Annotated in this window: 17 protein-coding genes; 6 read left to right on the top strand and 11 right to left on the bottom strand. The window is 71.9% G+C overall.

All coding sequences use genetic code 11. The annotated features are described in order from the left end of the window. Positions 1-42 precede the first annotated feature (42 nt). The 5 genes from araA to YWW_RS0107160 form a co-directional block, all read right to left on the bottom strand. Complete coding sequence (araA, locus tag YWW_RS0107180; protein ID WP_026929591.1) at positions 43-1,539, bottom strand: L-arabinose isomerase; 1,497 nt, start codon at positions 1,537-1,539, stop codon at positions 43-45. Then, a complete protein-coding gene (locus YWW_RS0107175; protein ID WP_026929590.1) occupies positions 1,540-2,232 on the bottom strand; it encodes an L-ribulose-5-phosphate 4-epimerase in 693 nt (230 codons plus the stop codon). It abuts the gene before it with no gap. A 37-nt stretch (positions 2,233-2,269) separates the two neighbouring features. Further along, positions 2,270-3,934, bottom strand: coding sequence for a ribulokinase (gene araB, locus YWW_RS0107170; protein ID WP_026929589.1), 1,665 nt, complete (start codon positions 3,932-3,934; stop codon positions 2,270-2,272). A gap of 187 nt (positions 3,935-4,121) precedes the next feature. Next, positions 4,122-5,177 carry an NAD-dependent epimerase/dehydratase family protein gene (locus tag YWW_RS0107165; protein WP_026929588.1) on the bottom strand — a complete coding sequence of 352 codons (1,056 nt, stop codon included), beginning with the start codon at positions 5,175-5,177 and terminating at the stop codon, positions 4,122-4,124. A gap of 58 nt (positions 5,178-5,235) precedes the next feature. Further along, the gene (locus YWW_RS0107160; RefSeq protein WP_026929587.1) at positions 5,236-5,655 is read right to left on the bottom strand and encodes a DUF2267 domain-containing protein; all 420 of its coding nucleotides are present in this window, start codon (positions 5,653-5,655) and stop codon (positions 5,236-5,238) included. Between the two features lie 158 nt (positions 5,656-5,813). Here YWW_RS0107160 and YWW_RS0107155 point away from each other — a divergent pair, with 158 nt between their 5' ends. Then, positions 5,814-6,659: an SDR family oxidoreductase gene (locus tag YWW_RS0107155; RefSeq protein WP_026929586.1), complete on the top strand. Its 846-nt coding sequence runs from the start codon at positions 5,814-5,816 to the stop codon at positions 6,657-6,659. An 88-nt stretch (positions 6,660-6,747) separates the two neighbouring features. On the opposite strand, the gene YWW_RS0107150 is transcribed toward YWW_RS0107155, so the two are convergent. From YWW_RS0107150 to YWW_RS0107140, 3 genes are read right to left on the bottom strand one after another with little or no spacing between them, the layout of a single operon-like run. Continuing rightward, a complete protein-coding gene (locus YWW_RS0107150) occupies positions 6,748-7,320 on the bottom strand; it encodes a hypothetical protein (protein WP_026929585.1) in 573 nt (190 codons plus the stop codon). Next, positions 7,317-7,787, bottom strand: a complete 471-nt coding sequence (locus YWW_RS28835) for a phage holin family protein (RefSeq protein WP_211228469.1) — start codon at positions 7,785-7,787, stop codon at positions 7,317-7,319. Before YWW_RS28835 ends, YWW_RS0107150 begins: the two co-directional genes overlap by 4 nt. 23 nt (positions 7,788-7,810) lie before the next feature. Further along, positions 7,811-8,146 carry a hypothetical protein gene (locus YWW_RS0107140; RefSeq protein ID WP_026929584.1) on the bottom strand — a complete coding sequence of 112 codons (336 nt, stop codon included), beginning with the start codon at positions 8,144-8,146 and terminating at the stop codon, positions 7,811-7,813. A gap of 227 nt (positions 8,147-8,373) precedes the next feature. Here YWW_RS0107140 and YWW_RS0107135 point away from each other — a divergent pair, with 227 nt between their 5' ends. After that, entirely contained in the window at positions 8,374-9,738 is a 1,365-nt protein-coding gene (locus tag YWW_RS0107135) for a cytochrome P450 (RefSeq protein WP_211228468.1), read from the top strand. A 107-nt stretch (positions 9,739-9,845) separates the two neighbouring features. Then, positions 9,846-10,274 carry a CBS domain-containing protein gene (locus YWW_RS0107130; protein ID WP_026929582.1) on the top strand — a complete coding sequence of 143 codons (429 nt, stop codon included), beginning with the start codon at positions 9,846-9,848 and terminating at the stop codon, positions 10,272-10,274. A gap of 116 nt (positions 10,275-10,390) precedes the next feature. Here the strand turns inward: YWW_RS0107130 and YWW_RS0107125 are convergent, their stop codons facing one another. Further along, a complete protein-coding gene (locus tag YWW_RS0107125; RefSeq protein WP_026929581.1) occupies positions 10,391-10,891 on the bottom strand; it encodes a DUF4383 domain-containing protein in 501 nt (166 codons plus the stop codon). A gap of 186 nt (positions 10,892-11,077) precedes the next feature. Between YWW_RS0107125 and YWW_RS0107120 the strand changes: the two genes are divergently transcribed. Next, positions 11,078-12,922 (top strand): transketolase, encoded by a 1,845-nt coding sequence (locus tag YWW_RS0107120; protein WP_026929580.1) that lies wholly within the window; start codon positions 11,078-11,080, stop codon positions 12,920-12,922. A 91-nt stretch (positions 12,923-13,013) separates the two neighbouring features. Further along, entirely contained in the window at positions 13,014-13,433 is a 420-nt protein-coding gene (locus tag YWW_RS0107115) for a CBS domain-containing protein (protein WP_026929579.1), read from the top strand. Between the two features lie 90 nt (positions 13,434-13,523). On the opposite strand, the gene YWW_RS0107110 is transcribed toward YWW_RS0107115, so the two are convergent. Continuing rightward, positions 13,524-14,189: a UdgX family uracil-DNA binding protein gene (locus tag YWW_RS0107110; RefSeq protein ID WP_155829997.1), complete on the bottom strand. Its 666-nt coding sequence runs from the start codon at positions 14,187-14,189 to the stop codon at positions 13,524-13,526. Between the two features lie 133 nt (positions 14,190-14,322). Here YWW_RS0107110 and YWW_RS0107105 point away from each other — a divergent pair, with 133 nt between their 5' ends. Further along, positions 14,323-14,889, top strand: coding sequence for a hemerythrin domain-containing protein (locus YWW_RS0107105; RefSeq protein ID WP_026929577.1), 567 nt, complete (start codon positions 14,323-14,325; stop codon positions 14,887-14,889). A gap of 120 nt (positions 14,890-15,009) precedes the next feature. Here the strand turns inward: YWW_RS0107105 and YWW_RS0107100 are convergent. Beyond that, on the bottom strand, positions 15,010-15,555 hold a 546-nt coding region (locus tag YWW_RS0107100), incomplete at its 5' end, for a sigma-70 family RNA polymerase sigma factor (protein ID WP_026929576.1).

The raw sequence follows: 15,555 nt of genomic DNA, 5'->3' as shown, positions 1-15,555 counted from the left end.
TCGGGCCCGCCGGCCGGCGGGCCCGAGCGAGCGGCGTCGAATCTAGAGCGAGCCCTCCAGGTGGTGGTACACCTGGTTCCAGCGCAGCTGCTGCTTGAAGTCCTGGACGGTGGTGCCCTCGCCGATCGTCACCAGCTCGATCCCGGCGATCTCGGCGAAGTCCTCCATGACCTCGCGGCCGAACGCCTGCGTGAAGCTGGTGTGGTGGGGCCCGCCGGCGGTCAGCCACGACTCGGCGGAGGTCGCCAGGTCCGGCCTGGGCTCCCACACCGCGCGCGCCACCGGCAGCCTCGGCAGCTCCTGCTCGGGCTCGACCGCGTCGACCTCGTTGGCCACCAGGCGCAGCCGGGTGCCGAGGTCCATGAGGCCGACGGCGATCGCCGGGCCGGGCGGGGCGGTGAAGACCAGGCGCACCGGGTCCTCGCGGTCGCCGATGCCCAGCGGGTGGATCTCGCACGTGGGCTTGGCCGCGGCGATCGAGGGGCAGACCTCGAGCATGTGCGCGCCGAGGATCTGCGGCGACTCGGCGCCGAGGTTGTACGTGTAGTCCTCCATGAAGGACGTGCCGCCCTCGAGCCCGGTGGCCATGACCTTCATCAGGCGCACCAGCACCGCGGTCTTCCAGTCGCCCTCGCCGCCGAAGCCGTAGCCCTCGCCCATGAGCCGCTGCACGGCGATGCCCGGCAGCTGGCGCAGCGCGCCGAGGTCCTCGAAGGTGTCGGTGAAGGCCTTCGCGCCCAGCTCTTCGAGGAAGGAGCGCAGGCCCAGCTCGATGCGGGCGGCCTCGCGCAGCGAGTCGTGGCGTCCGCCGCCGGGCCGCAGTTCGGCGACGACGTCGTACAGTTCGTCGTACTCGGCGACCAGGCCGTCGACGGCCTTGTCCTCGATCTGGCCGACCCGCTCCGCGAGCTCGTTGACGCCGTAGGTGTTGACCTCGACGCCGAGCTTGATCTGGGCCTCGACCTTGTCGCCCTCGGTGACGGCCACCTGGCGCATGTTGTCGCCGAAGCGGACCAGCTTGAGGTGCTGGGCCTCGTTCCAGCCCAGGGCCGCGCGGGCCCAGCTGCCGACCCGGCCCTGCACGGACTCGTCGGCCCAGTGGCCGACGACGGTCTTGCGGCGGTGGCGGAGCCTGGTGAGGATGTACCCGAACTCGCGGTCGCCGTGGGCGGCCTGGTTCAGGTTCATGAAGTCCATGTCGATGTCGGCCCACGGCAGGTCGACGTTGTGCTGGGTGTGCAGGTGCAGCAGCGGCTTCTGGAGGACGCCGAGCCCGGCGATCCACATCTTCGCCGGCGAGAAGGTGTGCATCCAGGCGATGACGCCGATGCACGACTCGTCGGAGTTCGCCTCCAGCATGACCCGCCGGATCTCCTCGGGGGTGGTGAGGACGGGCTTGGCGACGATCTCGACGGGGATCGCCCCCGCCCCGTCGAGCCCGGCGACGATGTCCGACGAGTTCCGGGCGACCTGGGCGATCGCCTCCTCGCCGTAGAGGTGCTGGCTGCCGGTGACGAACCACAGTTGCTTGGCTTGCATTTACTTCTTCTCCTCGGGGGCCGGCTGCTGGCCGTAGACGTTCTGGTAGCGGTCGTAGAGCGCGTCGATGTGGTGGGGCGCGATCGGGACGGGCTCGCCGAGCTGGCGCGAGATGTGGACGGTGCGGGCGACGTCCTCGCACATCACCGCGGCCTTCACGGCGGCCTTGGGGCCCTTGCCGATGCTGAACACGCCGTGGTTCTGCATGATGACCGCCGGGGAGCGGTGTCCTTCGAGGGTCTGGACGATCCCCTGCCCGATGTCGTCGGAGCCGATGAGCGCGAACGGGCCGAGCGGGATCTCCCCGCCGAACTCGTCGGCCATCGCCGTCAGCACGCACGGGATGGGCTCGGCGCGCGCCGCCCAAGCCGTGGCGTAGGGGCTGTGGGTGTGGACCACGCCGCCGACCTCGGGCATGTGGCGGTACACGTAGGAGTGGCTCTCGGCGTCGCTCGAGGGCGAGAGCTCGCCGTCGAGGACCTTGCCGTCGAGGTCGGTCACCACCATCAGCTCGGGACGCAGCTCGTCATAGGACACGCCGCTGGGCTTGATGACGACGATGTCGGTGTCCGGGACTCTCCCGGAGACGTTGCCGCTGGTCCAGGTCACCAGCCCCCAGCGGAGGAGCTCGGCGTGCAGCGCGCACACCTCGGCCTTCATCGCCTCGACGGCCGCGGTCGTCTTGAAGCTCATCTCGTCGCCTCCCCGGCGCTCTCGTGGTGCTCTCCGCTCATCGCCCCGCCTCGTTCGCGATCTTGTGCAGCCGGTGCAGGGCCTCGGAGCCGCCGCGGCCGAAGTGGTCGTGCAGTTCGGCGTAGATCGCGTACAGCTCGTCGTAGGCGTCGGCGCGGGCCTCGTCAGGCGTGTAGGCGGCCCGTTCGACCTTGCCCATCGCCTCGGAGGCGGCCTGGATGTCGGGGTAGGCCCCGGCGGCGACGGCCGCGTGGATCGCCGAGCCGAGGGCGGGCCCCTGCTCGGAGGTCAGGACCGTGATCGGTCGGCGCAGCACGTCGGCGTAGGTCTGCATGAGCCACTTGTTCTTGAGCAGGCCGCCGGCGGCCACGAACTCCTCGATCGGGACGCCGGACTCGACGAGGGTCTCGACGATCATGCGGGTGCCGAACGCGGTCGACTCGACCAGCGCCCGGTAGATCTCCTCGGGCCGGGTGGCGAGGGTCAGGCCGATGATCACGCCGGAGAGGTCGTGGTCGACCAGGACCGAGCGGTTGCCCGAGTGCCAGTCGAGGGCCACCAGGCCGTGCTCGCCGACCTCCTGCTCGGCGGCGAGCTCGGTGAGGTGCTCGTGGATCGAGACGCCGCGCTCGGAGGCGGCCGCCTCGTATTCGCCGGGCACGGCCGCCCGGGTGAACCACGCGAAGATGTCGCCGACGCCGGACTGGCCGGCCTCGTAGCCCCACAGGCCGGGGGTGATGCCGTCGCGGACCACGCCGCACATGCCCGGCGCCTCGGTGAGGTGCTCGCCGTTGACGACGTGGCAGGTGCTCGTGCCCATGATGGCGACGAGCTTCCCCACGCCGACGGCCTTGGCGCTGGCGGCGGTGACGTGCGCGTCGACGTTGCCGATCGCGACGGTGGTGCCCTCGTTCAGGCCGGTCCAGGCCGCCGCTTCGGCGCTGAGGCCGCCGGCCTTGTCGCCCAGGGCCGAGAGCGGGAAGTCGAGCTTGTCGCAGAAGTCGGCGAAGCCGGGGTTGAGCGCGGCCAGGTATTCGCGGCTCGGCCGCTTGCCGTCCTGGTAGATGCCCTTGTAGCCGGCGGTGCAGATGTTGCGGGTCTCGGCGCCGCACAGCTGCCACACGATCCAGTCGGCGGCCTCGATCCAGCGCTCGGCGCGCTCGTAGACCTCGGGGTCCTCCTCGAGGACCTGGAGGCCCTTGGCGAACTCCCATTCGCTGGAGATCTTGCCGCCGTAGCGGGCGAGCCACTCCTCGCCGCGCTCGGCGGCGAGGGCGTTGATGCGGTCGGCCTGGCCTTGGGCGGCGTGGTGCTTCCACAGCTTCGGCCAGGAGTGCGGGCGGGCGGCGAACTCGTCGAGCTCGCACAGCGGCGTGCCCTCGGCGGTGGTCGGGAGAACGGTGCAGGCGGTGAAGTCGGTGGCGATGCCGATGACGCGGTCGGCGCTCACGCCGGCCGCGGAGACGGCCTCGGGGACGGCGTGGCGCAGCACGTCGCGCCAGTCGTCGGGCGATTGCAGCGCCCAGCTGCGGGGGAGTCGCTCATCGGTGCCGGGAAGACGCTCTTCGATGGCGCCGTGGCGGTAGACGTGCTCGGCGCTGGCGAGCTCGCGTCCGTCTGCGACGGATGCCACCACGACCCGCCCTGAAAGCGTGCCGAAGTCGATCCCGATAACAACGGCATCGGTGTCGCTGCCGGTCATTCAAGCCTCCTCAGGGTGAACCACATATTAGGTTGACCGTTCACACTGCCTGGTGCGGCGGCATGTCGATCGTTGCGCACTGGTGAATCCCACACAACTTAACGCATGTGAACGCATGGGACCACAGCCGGTGCGGCGACCGTCCGCTCAACGGTCGCACACCGGCCCGGAGTGTGGCGCGGCTAACTCAGGGGCGCTCGCCGACGCCGGTGGCGAACTCGCCGAGCCGGCCGCCCTCGACCTCGGGCCGCAGCGGCGGCGTCGGGCCGCCCGCGCCGGTGCGCAGGCCCTCGATGAACTCGGCGAACGCCTCGTCGGCGGTGTGGTGGGAGACCCAGCCGAGCTCGCGCCGGACCCGCGCGGTGTCCATGACCGGCAGGCGGGTGACGACGTCGAGCAGCTCGGGCGGGGCCGGGACCATGCGGGTCCGCCAGGCGGCGGCCAGCGCGGCCCGGGCGGCGGCGAAGGGCATCGGGACGGCGCGGGCCCCGAGCATCGCCGCGATCGAGCGCATGTCGGTCATCGACTCGCCGGCGACGTTGAAGGCGCCCGAGGCGGTGCCGAACAGGACCGAGCGGAACGCCTCGGCGAGGTCGTCGGCGTGGACGGCCTGGAAGCGGACGCCGTCGACGACGGGCATCGCCGGGACCATGCGCGGGCGGACGAGGCGGCCGGGCAGGAGCGGGCCGGCGAACAGGCGCCGCTGCTCGGCGGCGGCCTTGCGCTTGAAGACGAACGCCGGGCGCATCCGCGCGGACCTGACGTGCGGGTTGCGCTCCTCGAACAGGTCGAGGAGGCGTTCGACGTAGGCCTTCTCGCGGGTGTAGGCGGCGCCGGGCCAGCCGTCGGTCGGCCACGCCTCGTCGACCGCGCGGTGGTCGACGCGCGGCGAGTAGGCGCCGACCGAGGAGCCGTGGACGAGGGTCTTCGCCTCGCTGCGGGCGACGGCCTCGAACAGCCGCTTCGAGCCGACGACGTTGGCGCGCCAGGTGGCGAGGGGGTCGCGGGTGGGCTGCATCAGCCAGGCGAGGTGGACCACCGCGCCGCGGCCTTCGAGGAGCGGGTCGAGCTCGTCCTCGGCGAGGTCGGCGGCGGCGAACTCCGTCTTGGGGACGCGCCACTGCGGCGGGCGCCCCGCGACGCCGAGGATCGACGCGACGCGGTCGTCCCCGCTGAGCAGCCTGATGAGGCTGGTGCCGATATTGCCTGTGGCGCCGGTGACGACGACGTGCAGTCCATCCATGCGGGCCGTGTACCCGCACGCGCGTCCGCCTAACCGGTGCCGCTGCGCGCCCGGCGCGTCACTCGCCGTGTTTCATGTGGCCGGTGCTGCCCGAGTCCACCAGGGGCCGCAGGTCCTCGGGGAGCGCGTCGCGGACGTGGTCCATGACGGCCCCGGTGGTGGCCTGGTCGACGAGCTCGAACACGACGCGGCTGTGGTAGATCGCGTCGGGCTCGTCGGTGTGCTCGCGTTCGGCGACGCGGTGCGCGAACTCGTCGAAGCCGAAGTGCTCGCCGGTCCCCTGGCCGTCGGCGCGCGTGGTGCGGCGCAGGTGCTCGCCGATCTCGGTGGGCAGCTGCGCGGCCACGTGCAGGGCCAGATGGTCGGGGATGCGTTCACCGAGGGTCTCGAGCGTGGCCCGGGTGGCGCCCTCGGCCTCTCCGCGGCTGGACAGGTGGGCCCGGTCCTGCACGAGCCCGATGAACTGATCGTGTTGCATGACTCCCCCATTCGTCGACTCGGGCGGGTACCCGGGCCCGCGGCGGACTACACGCCTCGAATCGGCGCGGGGATTAGGGCCCTGCGCCAGGGGTATCCGTGCGCACGACGCCGGGCCGGCAGGAGGCCCGGCCTCGCGACGGAGGAAGGGACGTTTCGATGAGCAAGCCCGCACAGCAGCAGGAGCCCCCCGGACGCACATCCGAGATGCGGCCCGAGCCGCGCGACTCCATGGAGGACTACGAGGGCCGCGGCCTGCTCAAGGACCGCCGGGCCCTGATCACCGGCGGCGACTCGGGCATAGGCCGGGCCGTGGCGGTCGCGTTCGCGAAGGAGGGCGCCGACGTCGCCATCGCCTACCTCGAGGAGGCCGCGGACGCGGAGCGCACCGCCGAGCTGGTCGAGGCCGAGCGGCGCCAATGCGCGCTGTTGCCCGGCGACCTGGCCTCGGCCGAGCACTGCGCGAGCGTCGTGGACCAGACCGTGCAGGCCCTGGGCGGGCTCGACCTGCTGGTCAACAACATCGCCACGCAGCGGCCGGTGGAGCGCCCCGAGGAGATCACCGACGAGCAGTGGACGCACACCTTCGACGTCAACATGCACAGCTACTTCCGGGTCACCAATGCGGCGCTGGCCCACCTGGGCGAGGGCGACGCGATCGTGAACACCAGCTCGGTCAACGGCCTGCGCGGCAACAAGAGCCTCATCGACTACTCGGCGACCAAGGGCGCGATCATCGCCTGGACCTACTCGATGGCGCAGGTGCTGGCCCCCAGGGGCATCCGCGTCAACTGCGTCGCCCCCGGTCCGGTGTGGACGCCGCTGATCCCCTCGACGCTGCCCGAGAGCCATGTGGAGAATTTCGGCGAGCGGGTGCCGCTGGGCCGGGCGGCCGAGCCCGACGAGCTCGCCCCCTCGTACGTGTTCCTGGCGGCCAACCAGCTCTCCTCGTACTACACCGGCGAGGTGATCGCCGCGCTCGGCGGCGAGACCATGCCCGGTTGACCGGAGGACATGGGGAAGCCCGGATATCGACGCCGATATCCGGGCCCCGTCGTCTCCGGGCGGCCTTCGCGGCCGTGCCGGCCGGTGCTCACCGGTGCGCCATGCGGCGCCATCCCTTCCGGCCGCGCTCGGGCAGTCGGGAGGTCGCCACGACGATCGTGTCCCTCGCGTCGAGGACACGGCGCTGAGCGGCCTTGCCGCCGTTCTTGGCGGCGGTCCTCATGCGGTCCCCGCGGCCGCCGGTCCTGCGGTGGTCCCGCATCAGCTTCAGGCCGATCAGGGCCGCCGTCGTCGCCCCTGCGGCCGCGACGACGACCGTGACGGGGTGGCGACGCACCGGCGCGAACGGCCCGGAGGCCGTCCGGTGCCCGTCGCCGTCCTCGTGGCCGAGGCCGAACTTGTGGCGCAGGTCGACCACGTCGCGGTTCAGCCGGTCGCGGGTGCGCTCGGCGTCGCGGCGCAGGTCCGCGGTCGACATGTGCCGGTCGGCCTCGGCGTCCTGCTCGGCCCGTTCACGGTGGGTCGGCGAACGCTCGGACCGCATCTCCTTGGGCGCCTCGGCGTCCTCGTCCTCGACCTGGTGCATGCCGACGGCCGGCGGCGGCGACACACCCGGGCTGGGTGGCACGGCGTCGCTCGGCGGGGTCGTCCAACCGCTCATTGCTCCATCCTTCCGCTCATGGCCCGCACGTCCTCGCGGGCGTTCTCCATCGTCTCGTCGGGAACCGGCGGCATGGCGCTCCGCAGCTTCGAGCGGCCGACCATGGCGAGGACGCCCGCGATCACGAGCAGCACCACCCCGATGGCGAGCGCCGACAGCCAGCCCGGCCACACCAGCCACAGGGCGAACACCGCGGCGGCCACGAGGGCGCCGCCCCCGTAGAGCGCGACGATCCCGGCGGCGGCGAACAGGCCGCCGCCCATGGCGCCGCGCTTGGCCTTGTCGGTGACCTCCCGGGCGGCCAGCTGGGCCTCGACCCGGGCGAGATGGGCCACCTGCGTGGTCAGGTCCCCCACCAGGTCGGTGACGGAACGGTCGCGCTCCTCCCAGTCCCGCCGCCTGGCGGCGGTGTCGTCTTCACCGGTGGTTCGAAAGGTCATCCCCTCGGGGTCGCGTCGAACCTCCATCATCACTCCTTCTCCGCCGGCCCTCAGCGGCGCTTCAGCGCCTTCTCGAGCTCGGCCTTGGTCATCTTGGAGCGGCCCTTGATGTGCTTGCGGCGCGCGTCCTCGTACAACTGCGCCTTCGTGCGGCCCTGCGGGCCGGTGCGGTTGCCCGAGCGCTTGCCGCCGCGTTTGTAGGCCGACATGTCCTCAGTCGAGGTGCGGCTGGACTTCCTGGTCTCGCCCGCTCGGGCGCGTTGCTTGTTGACGGTGCGCGCGGCGATCTCCTCGGCCCGGTCCTGGCCGGTGCCGCGCTTCTGGGCACCTCGTTTGATGTGCTTGTACTGTCGTTCTTCCTTGTCAGTCCAATGCTGTTGCGGCATGGCCTGTCACCTCCGCGCCGAGGGTTCCCCGCGTCAGGTGCGGAAAACCTCACCGCGTCCGGTATCGGTCCGGGGCGGGCCCTCCGACCAGGGGCGGGGCGTTCGCCGAGCGCCGCGGAGAACGCGGTGGGGCAAGCGGATGCCGATGCGGCGGGGCGCCGTTTCGCCGCCGGGGCCGCGGGTACCCGGACCGGGCATCGCACGGGGAAGGCACCGGGAGGACCGCCATGACCGAGACCATGCCGCGCTCGGCCGCATCGGAACGGACGGTGCGGCCCTCGCAGGCGAGCGTCGTCGAGACGCTCGACGTGGCGGCGCGGATCGTCGCCCCGACCGTCGCCGTCGGCGTGGTCAAGCGCCGCCCGCTGATGATGGCCCTCGCCGAGCGCTGCCAGATCGACCGCGCGGCGATCCGGCTGCTGCAGCGCCTGCGCGAGCGGCACGGCTCCCGGCCGCTGCGCCTGGCCGTCCCCGGCAGGACGATCGTGCTGCTCCTGTCGCCGGACGACGTCGGGCGGGTCCTGGCCGAGTCGCCGGAGCCGTTCACCCCCGACACGGTCGAGAAGCACGCCGCGCTCGGGAAGTTCCAGCCGCACGGCTCGCTGATCTCCCGCGGGCGGCCGCGACGGGAGCGGCGCCGGTTCAACGAGGCGGTCCTGGAGACGCACCGGCCGCTGCACCACCTCTCGGGGCCGATGCTCGTCAGGATCGGCGAGGAGTGCGACCGGCTCGCGGCCGAGACCGAGGACGCGGGAGGGCTCGACTGGCGCCGCTTCGAGCGCGCCTGGTGGCGGATCGTCCGCCGCGTCGTCTTCGGTGACGGCGCCGCCGACGACCGCACCGTGATCGACCTGCTCGACGCCCTGCGCCGCAGCGCCAACTGGGCGTACCTGACGCCGACGCGGGCCCGTGCCCGCGAGGCGCTCGCCGAGCGATTGCGCGAGCACCTCGACCGCGCCGAGGACGGCACCCTGGCCGCCGCGGTCGCCCGCGAGGCCCCCGATCCGCTGGTCGACCCGGCCGACCAGGTCGCGCACTGGCTGTTCGCCTTCGACGCCGCCGGGATGGCGCTCATGCGCACCCTCGCGCTGCTGGCCGTCAACCGGGGGCACCGCCACGTCGCCCGCTGCGAGCTGGGCGCCTCCGACCCCGACTCCCCCGAGGAGCTGCCGTACCTGCGCGCCTGCGTGCTGGAGTCGTTGCGGCTGTGGCCGACCACGCCACTGCTGCTGCGCGACGGCGTCACCGAGACGCGGTGGGGCCCGGAGACGCTGCCCGAGGGCACCTCGTTCCTCGTGTACACGCCGCTGTTCAACCGCGACGGCGAACGCCTGCCGTTCGCCGACCGCTTCACGCCGGGCATCTGGACCGACGGCACCGCCGAGGCCGATCCTTCGATCACCCCCTTCAGCGGCGGACCCGCCTGCTGCCCGGGGCGCAACCTCGTGCTGTTCACCGTCACCAGCGCCCTGGCGCGGCTGCTGCGACGCGAGGAGTACCGGCTCGCCTCGGGCCAGCCGCTCTACACCGGCAGGCCGGAGCCGGCCACGCTCGACCCGTTCTCCTTGTCGTTCAACACCACCGCGATCTGATCCAGGCTCGTTCCGCTTGCCTCGCGGCGGCGCGCATACATCCGGTCTCGGCGGGTAGCCCCGTGCCGAGACCGAGGATCGCGACCACCGAACGGGAGGAGCCGGACATGGCTACCGCACGCGACATCATGCACCCGAACGCCCGGTGCATCCAGAGCCACGACACGGCCGCGAACGCCGCGAGGGCGATGGCAGAGCACGGCATCGGGGCGCTGCCGATCTGCGACGCCGAGGGCCGCATCAAGGGCATGGTCACCGACCGGGACCTGGCGATCCAGGTCATGGCCGCCGGATACGACCCGGAGAGCTACGAGCTCGGCGACCTGCCGCAGACGCAGAGCCTGGTCGTGGCCGACGCCGACGAGGACGCCGACATGACGCTCGCGAAGATGTCCGAGCGGCAGATCAGGCGCGTGCCGGTCGTCGACGACGGCCGCGTCATCGGCATCATCGCGCAGGCCGACGTCGCCCGCTCGCTTCCCGAACCGGTCGTCGGCGGGATCGTCAGCGCCGTCTCCGAGCCCGGCGGGCACTAGCGGGCGGAATCGGGGGCGTTCCCGGCATCGAGCCAACGGGGGATGGGACCGCCGGCCCGGCGATCGGCCGACAGGGGGAAGGCCGAGCCGGGCCGGCGGTTCGTCTCCGCCCGGTGTCAGCCGGCCGGGCCGCGGGCCGTGTCCGCGTCGCCGGAGGTCCGCTCGGCGGCCTTGGCGCGCAGCGCCAGGCCGAGCCCGATCATGACGACGCCCAGCCCCAGGTGGAGCCAATCGTCCGCCGTGTTCACGGGCAGGAAGTTGGCCGCGTCCCCCTCGCCGACGAAGAAGCCGTAGATGCCGAGCACGAGGTAGATCAGGCCGCCGCCCAGCAGGAACAGCCTGGCGCCCATCGCGAACCACGACATGAACATGCCGATCAGGCCGAAGCCGAGGTGGACGATGTTGTGCACGACCGAGACCTCGAACAGGCCCAGCAGCTTCGCGTCCGATTGGTGGCCCGCGACCTCCATGTCGCTGTAGCCGGTGGTGACGCCCGGGAGGAACCCGAGCACTCCCACCAGCACGAACACCAGCGCCACGAGGATCGCCGCGTTCTGGATCGGCGTGGTCTCCCGCTTCTCCACGCGGGCGTGCGGGCGGTGCTGCGCCTTCGCCATCGTCTTCGCCTCCTCGAGGCGGCGTCGACGGCCCGGTCGGCCGCTCGCCGCCGCTTCCCGAGTACCCCGCGAGACGGCCGACGACACATGCGTCGCACCAGGATGAAGCGGTTTCACCCCTGAAGCGTCGGGTAGCCCCCCGGCAAGGGCCGCGAGGCCGCAGACCGTATGAGAAGGATCCCCGACGTGACCACCACCGAAAGCCGCACCATCGACCTGGCCGAACTCGCCCAGCAACTGCGCGCCGACGCGGTGCGCTGCTCGAACCGGGCGGGATCGGGGCACCCGACCTCTTCCATGTCGGCCGCCGACCTGATGGCGGTGCTGCTGGCCAAGCACTACCGTTACGACTTCGACAACCCGGACCTGCCGGGCAACGACCGGCTCGTCTTCTCCAAGGGACACGCCTCGCCGCTGCTGTACGCGATGTACCGCGCCGCGGGCGCCATCGACGAGGACGAGCTCATGACGTACCGGCGCCTGGGCAGCCCGCTGGAGGGGCACCCGACGCCGCGCCTGCCGTGGGTCGACGTCGCCACCGGCTCGCTCGGCCAGGGGCTCCCGTTCGGCGTCGGCATGGCCCTGGCCGGGCGGCGCCTCGCCGACGTGTCCTACCGGGTGTGGGTGCTGTGCGGCGACAGCGAGATGGCCGAGGGGTCGATGTGGGAGGCGTTCGCCGCGGCGTCCTTCGAGGGGCTCAGCAACCTGACGGCGATCATCGACGTCAACCGGCTCGGCCAGAACGGGCCGACCCGCTACGGCTGGGACACGGGGGCCTACGCGGCGCAGCTGCGCGCGTTCGGGTGGAACACCGTCGAGATCGACGGCCACGACCCCTCCCAGATCGACCGGGCCTACACCGAGGCCGAGGAGACGCCCGACCGTCCGACGGCGGTCCTGGCCCGCACCAAGAAGGGCAAGGGCGTCGCGGCCGTCGAGGACCTCGAGGGCAAGCACGGGAAGCCGCTGAAGGACCCGGAGGAGGCGCTCGAAGAGCTCGGCGGGACCAGGAACATCCGCGTGCGGGTCGCCGAGCCCAGCACTCGCGAACCGCGGCCCGAGCGGCCCGGCCGACCGGTCCACCTGCCGGAGTTCGAGGTCGGCTCCAAGGTCGCCACCCGCGACGCCTTCGGCAAGGCGCTCGCGGCGGTCGGCGAGGCCAGCCCGGACGTGGTGGTCCTCGACGGCGAGGTCGCCGACTCCACGCGCGCGCAGTACTTCGCCGAGGCCCACCCGGAGCGGTTCTTCGAGTGCTACATCGCCGAGCAGCAGATGATCGCGAACGCCGTCGGGATGCAGGCGCTCGGGTGGGTGCCGTACGCCTCGACGTTCGCCGCGTTCCTGACCCGCGCCCACGACTTCCTGCGGATGGCCGCGATCGGCAACGCCGACATGCGGGTCGTCGGCTCGCACGCCGGTGTCTCCATCGGACGGGACGGGCCCAGCCAGATGGCCTTGGAGGACCTCGCGATGATGCGTCCGCTGTGGCGCAGCGTGGTGCTGTACCCGTGCGACGCGAACCAGTGCGCGCATCTGACCTCCACCATGGCCGACCTGCCGGGCATCAGCTACCTGCGCACCACGCGGGCGGACACGCCGGTGATCTACCGGCCCGGGGAGCTGTTCCCGGTCGGCGGCAGCCGGACCCTGGTGTCCTCCAAGCACGACCGGGTCGCGATCGTCGCCGCGGGCATCACCGTCTCCGAGGCGCTGTCGGCCTCCGAGCGGCTCGCCGAGCTCGGCATTCCCGCCAGGGTCATCGACGCCTACTCGATCAAGCCGATCGACACCTCGACGCTGCGGCAGGCCGCCGCCGACACCGGGCGGATCCTCACGGTCGAGGACCATTGGCCCGTCGGCGGCCTGGGCGACGCCGTCCTGGACGTCATCGCCGGTCAGATGCCGTCGACCAGGTTCACCAAGCTCGGCGTGCGCGGCATGCCGGCCTCGGCCAGCCCGGCCGAGCAGCTCGCCGCAGCCGGCATCGACGCGGACGCGATCATCCACGCCGCGCAGCAGCTCGTGGCGTGAGCCAGGGCTTAGAAAGCCGGGCGGGGGGGTATCCACCCGGCGACCCGCGGCGCCCGCACCGGGCGCGCGGGACGAGAGAGGAGCTGAGGAGATGGCGACGGCGAGAGACATCATGCATCCGGGCGTCACGTGCGTCCGCAGCGACGACACCGCCGCGAACGCGGCGCGGATGATGGCCGAGCTGAACGTCGGCTGCCTGCCGATATGCGGCGCCGAGGACGACAAGATCAAGGGCATGGTCACCGACCGTGACCTCGTGATCAGTGTGATGGCCAACGGGAAGGACCCCGAGCACTACACGGTCGACCGGCTGCCGCAGGGGCATCTGATCCTGGCCGACGCCAATGAGGACGCCGAGGTCACGATCGCCAAGATGCGCCAGGCCCAGGTGCACCGCGTCCCGGTGATCGACGAGGACCGGCTGGTGGGCATCATCGCGCTGGCGGACGTGGCCCGGCAGATGCCGGAGCCGGCCACCGGCGAGCTGGTGGAGTCGATTTCGCAGCCGTAGCGGACGGCTCGCTGAACGATCCGACACGACGACGGGCACCGCGCGGAGGGGACGCGGCGCCCGTCGTCTCGTCGTGTCGGGGAACGGCGCTCAGTGCCGGCCCCGTTCGCTCTCGAGGAACTCGGCGGCCTTGCGCAGGTCCACGATCATCTGGGCGAAGGCGTCCTTGCGCTCGGATTCGCGCAGGCGCAGCACCGCCGCGGGGTGCACGGTGGCGAGGAGCGCGGTGGGCTCGTCGAGTCCGTCGAATTTCAGGTCGTGCACGACGCCGCGCTGCGTGGCCACGCGGAACTCGGGGCCCATCAGCGACTGCGCGGCCGTCGCGCCCAGCGCCACGACCATCTGGGGGCGCACGGCGTTGAGCTCGGCGATGAGCCACGGCCGGCAGGCCGTCGCCTCGCCGCGCGTGGGCTTCTTGTGGATGCGCCGGCCGCCCTCCTGGAGCCGCGCGAACTTGAAGTGCTTGACCGCGTTGGTGACATAGGCGTCGTCGCGGTCGATGCCGGCCTGGTCGAGCGCCCGGTCGAGCAGGCCGCCGGAGGGTCCGGTGAACGGCTCGCCCGACTTGTCCTCGTCGTCGCCGGGCTGCTCGCCCACCAGGACGAGGCGGGCCCGTTCGGGGCCGGTGCCGAACACCGTCTGGGTCGCGTCGCGGAACAGGTCGCATCCTTCGCAGGTCTCCGAGGCCTCCCGCAGCCGTCCGAGGTCGTCGGACGGCGGGACGAACCGTTCGGCGCCGAGTGCGCGTGGCGTCATCTCGTGCTCCTTCATCGGCTGTTACCGCAGTTCACCGGCGGGTACCCGAAGGCGCGGCGATGACACCTCCGGTTTCGGGCGATCGCGCACGGGTACGTCGAGACCATTCGAATCGATCGCATCTGGAGGAACGATGCCGCAGACCGAGCAGGACACGAACCTGATCGACGTCATCATCCGAGACCACCGCGAATTCGAGGCGGCGTTCGTCGAGCTGGAGCAGCACACCGGGCGGTCCGACGGCCGCAAGGACCTGGCCGACCACCTCATCGCCGAGCTCGTGCGCCATTCGGTGGCCGAGGAGCAGTTCATGTACCCGGCGGCCCGGGAGCACCTGGCCGACGGCGACAGCGTCGCCGACCACGAGATCGAGGAGCACGCCGAGGCCGAGGAGGTCATGAAGCGGCTCGAGGGGCTCGCCCCGGAGGACGCGGACTTCGAGCCGCTGCTGCGCGAGCTCATCGCGGACATCCGCCACCACATCGAGGACGAGGAGACGGACCTGCTGCCGAAGCTGCGGGCCGCGTGCAGCGAGGAGGAGTTGCAGGATCTCGGCTTCAAGGTGCTCAAGGCCAAGGAGTTCGCGCCCACCCGGCCCCACCCCCACGCCCCCGACACGCCTCCGGCGAACCTCGTCCTCGGCCCCGGCGCCGGTTTCATCGACAAGATCCGCGACACCTTGAGCGGGCGCGAGGTCTGACGACAGCACGGGCGCGGCGCCCGAGCAGAGCTCGGGCGCCGCGCCCGTGTGCTGGGGCCGCACCGCCGGGACCGGCGCGGCCGACTGGGGCGGCCGATGCCGGCCGCTATGGGGGAAAGGTCATACCTGGGTGTTGGTGAGGCCCTCGCGCAACTCCTCCAACATCCGGTTCAACAACCGCGACACATGCATCTGCGAGATCCCCACCTCCTGGGCGATCTGCGTCTGCGTCATATCCCCGAAATACCGCAACGCCAAAATCCGCCGCTCACGAGAGGGCAACTCCTGAATCAGAGGAACGAGGGACTCATGATTCTCCACCAACGCCAACCCCGCATCCTCGACCCCCACCGACTCCGCCAACGACGCCCGCTCCGCACCCTCGAACGGCGCCTCATCCAACGACACCGCCCGATACGCCGCCCGCGCCTCCAGACCCTCCGCCACCTCAGCCACACTCACCCCCAAATGCTCNGCCAACTCCCCATCCGAAGGCGGACGACCCAACACCTGCGCCAACTCCGCACTCCCCTGATTGATCGCCAACCGCAACTCCTGCAACCGCCGCGGCACCCGCATCGGCCACGCCGTATCCCGGAAATGCCGACGCACCTCCCCCATCACCGTCGGCACCGCATACGACAGAAAATCCGCCCCCTGACCCGG

The sequence above is a fragment of the Glycomyces tenuis DSM 44171 genome, from assembly GCF_000427885.1.
GTDB classification, from domain to species: domain Bacteria; phylum Actinomycetota; class Actinomycetes; order Mycobacteriales; family Micromonosporaceae; genus Glycomyces; species Glycomyces tenuis.
This window is presented reverse-complemented; position numbering and strand designations above follow the sequence as displayed.

Coding starts and splice junctions, on each gene's coding strand:
- YWW_RS28835 (WP_211228469.1), bottom strand. CDS start 7,787: ATGGAGGTTCGACGCGACCCCGAGGGGATGACCTTTCGAACCACCGGT.
- YWW_RS0107160 (WP_026929587.1), bottom strand. CDS start 5,655: ATGCAACACGATCAGTTCATCGGGCTCGTGCAGGACCGGGCCCACCTG.
- YWW_RS0107105 (WP_026929577.1), top strand. CDS start 14,323: ATGCCGCAGACCGAGCAGGACACGAACCTGATCGACGTCATCATCCGA.
- YWW_RS0107130 (WP_026929582.1), top strand. CDS start 9,846: ATGGCTACCGCACGCGACATCATGCACCCGAACGCCCGGTGCATCCAG.
- YWW_RS0107125 (WP_026929581.1), bottom strand. CDS start 10,891: ATGGCGAAGGCGCAGCACCGCCCGCACGCCCGCGTGGAGAAGCGGGAG.
- YWW_RS0107115 (WP_026929579.1), top strand. CDS start 13,014: ATGGCGACGGCGAGAGACATCATGCATCCGGGCGTCACGTGCGTCCGC.
- araA (WP_026929591.1), bottom strand. CDS start 1,539: ATGCAAGCCAAGCAACTGTGGTTCGTCACCGGCAGCCAGCACCTCTAC.
- YWW_RS0107135 (WP_211228468.1), top strand. CDS start 8,374: ATGACCGAGACCATGCCGCGCTCGGCCGCATCGGAACGGACGGTGCGG.
- YWW_RS0107155 (WP_026929586.1), top strand. CDS start 5,814: ATGAGCAAGCCCGCACAGCAGCAGGAGCCCCCCGGACGCACATCCGAG.
- araB (WP_026929589.1), bottom strand. CDS start 3,934: ATGACCGGCAGCGACACCGATGCCGTTGTTATCGGGATCGACTTCGGC.
- YWW_RS0107165 (WP_026929588.1), bottom strand. CDS start 5,177: ATGGATGGACTGCACGTCGTCGTCACCGGCGCCACAGGCAATATCGGC.
- YWW_RS0107175 (WP_026929590.1), bottom strand. CDS start 2,232: ATGAGCTTCAAGACGACCGCGGCCGTCGAGGCGATGAAGGCCGAGGTG.
- YWW_RS0107140 (WP_026929584.1), bottom strand. CDS start 8,146: ATGCCGCAACAGCATTGGACTGACAAGGAAGAACGACAGTACAAGCAC.
- YWW_RS0107110 (WP_155829997.1), bottom strand. CDS start 14,189: ATGACGCCACGCGCACTCGGCGCCGAACGGTTCGTCCCGCCGTCCGAC.
- YWW_RS0107150 (WP_026929585.1), bottom strand. CDS start 7,320: ATGAGCGGTTGGACGACCCCGCCGAGCGACGCCGTGCCACCCAGCCCG.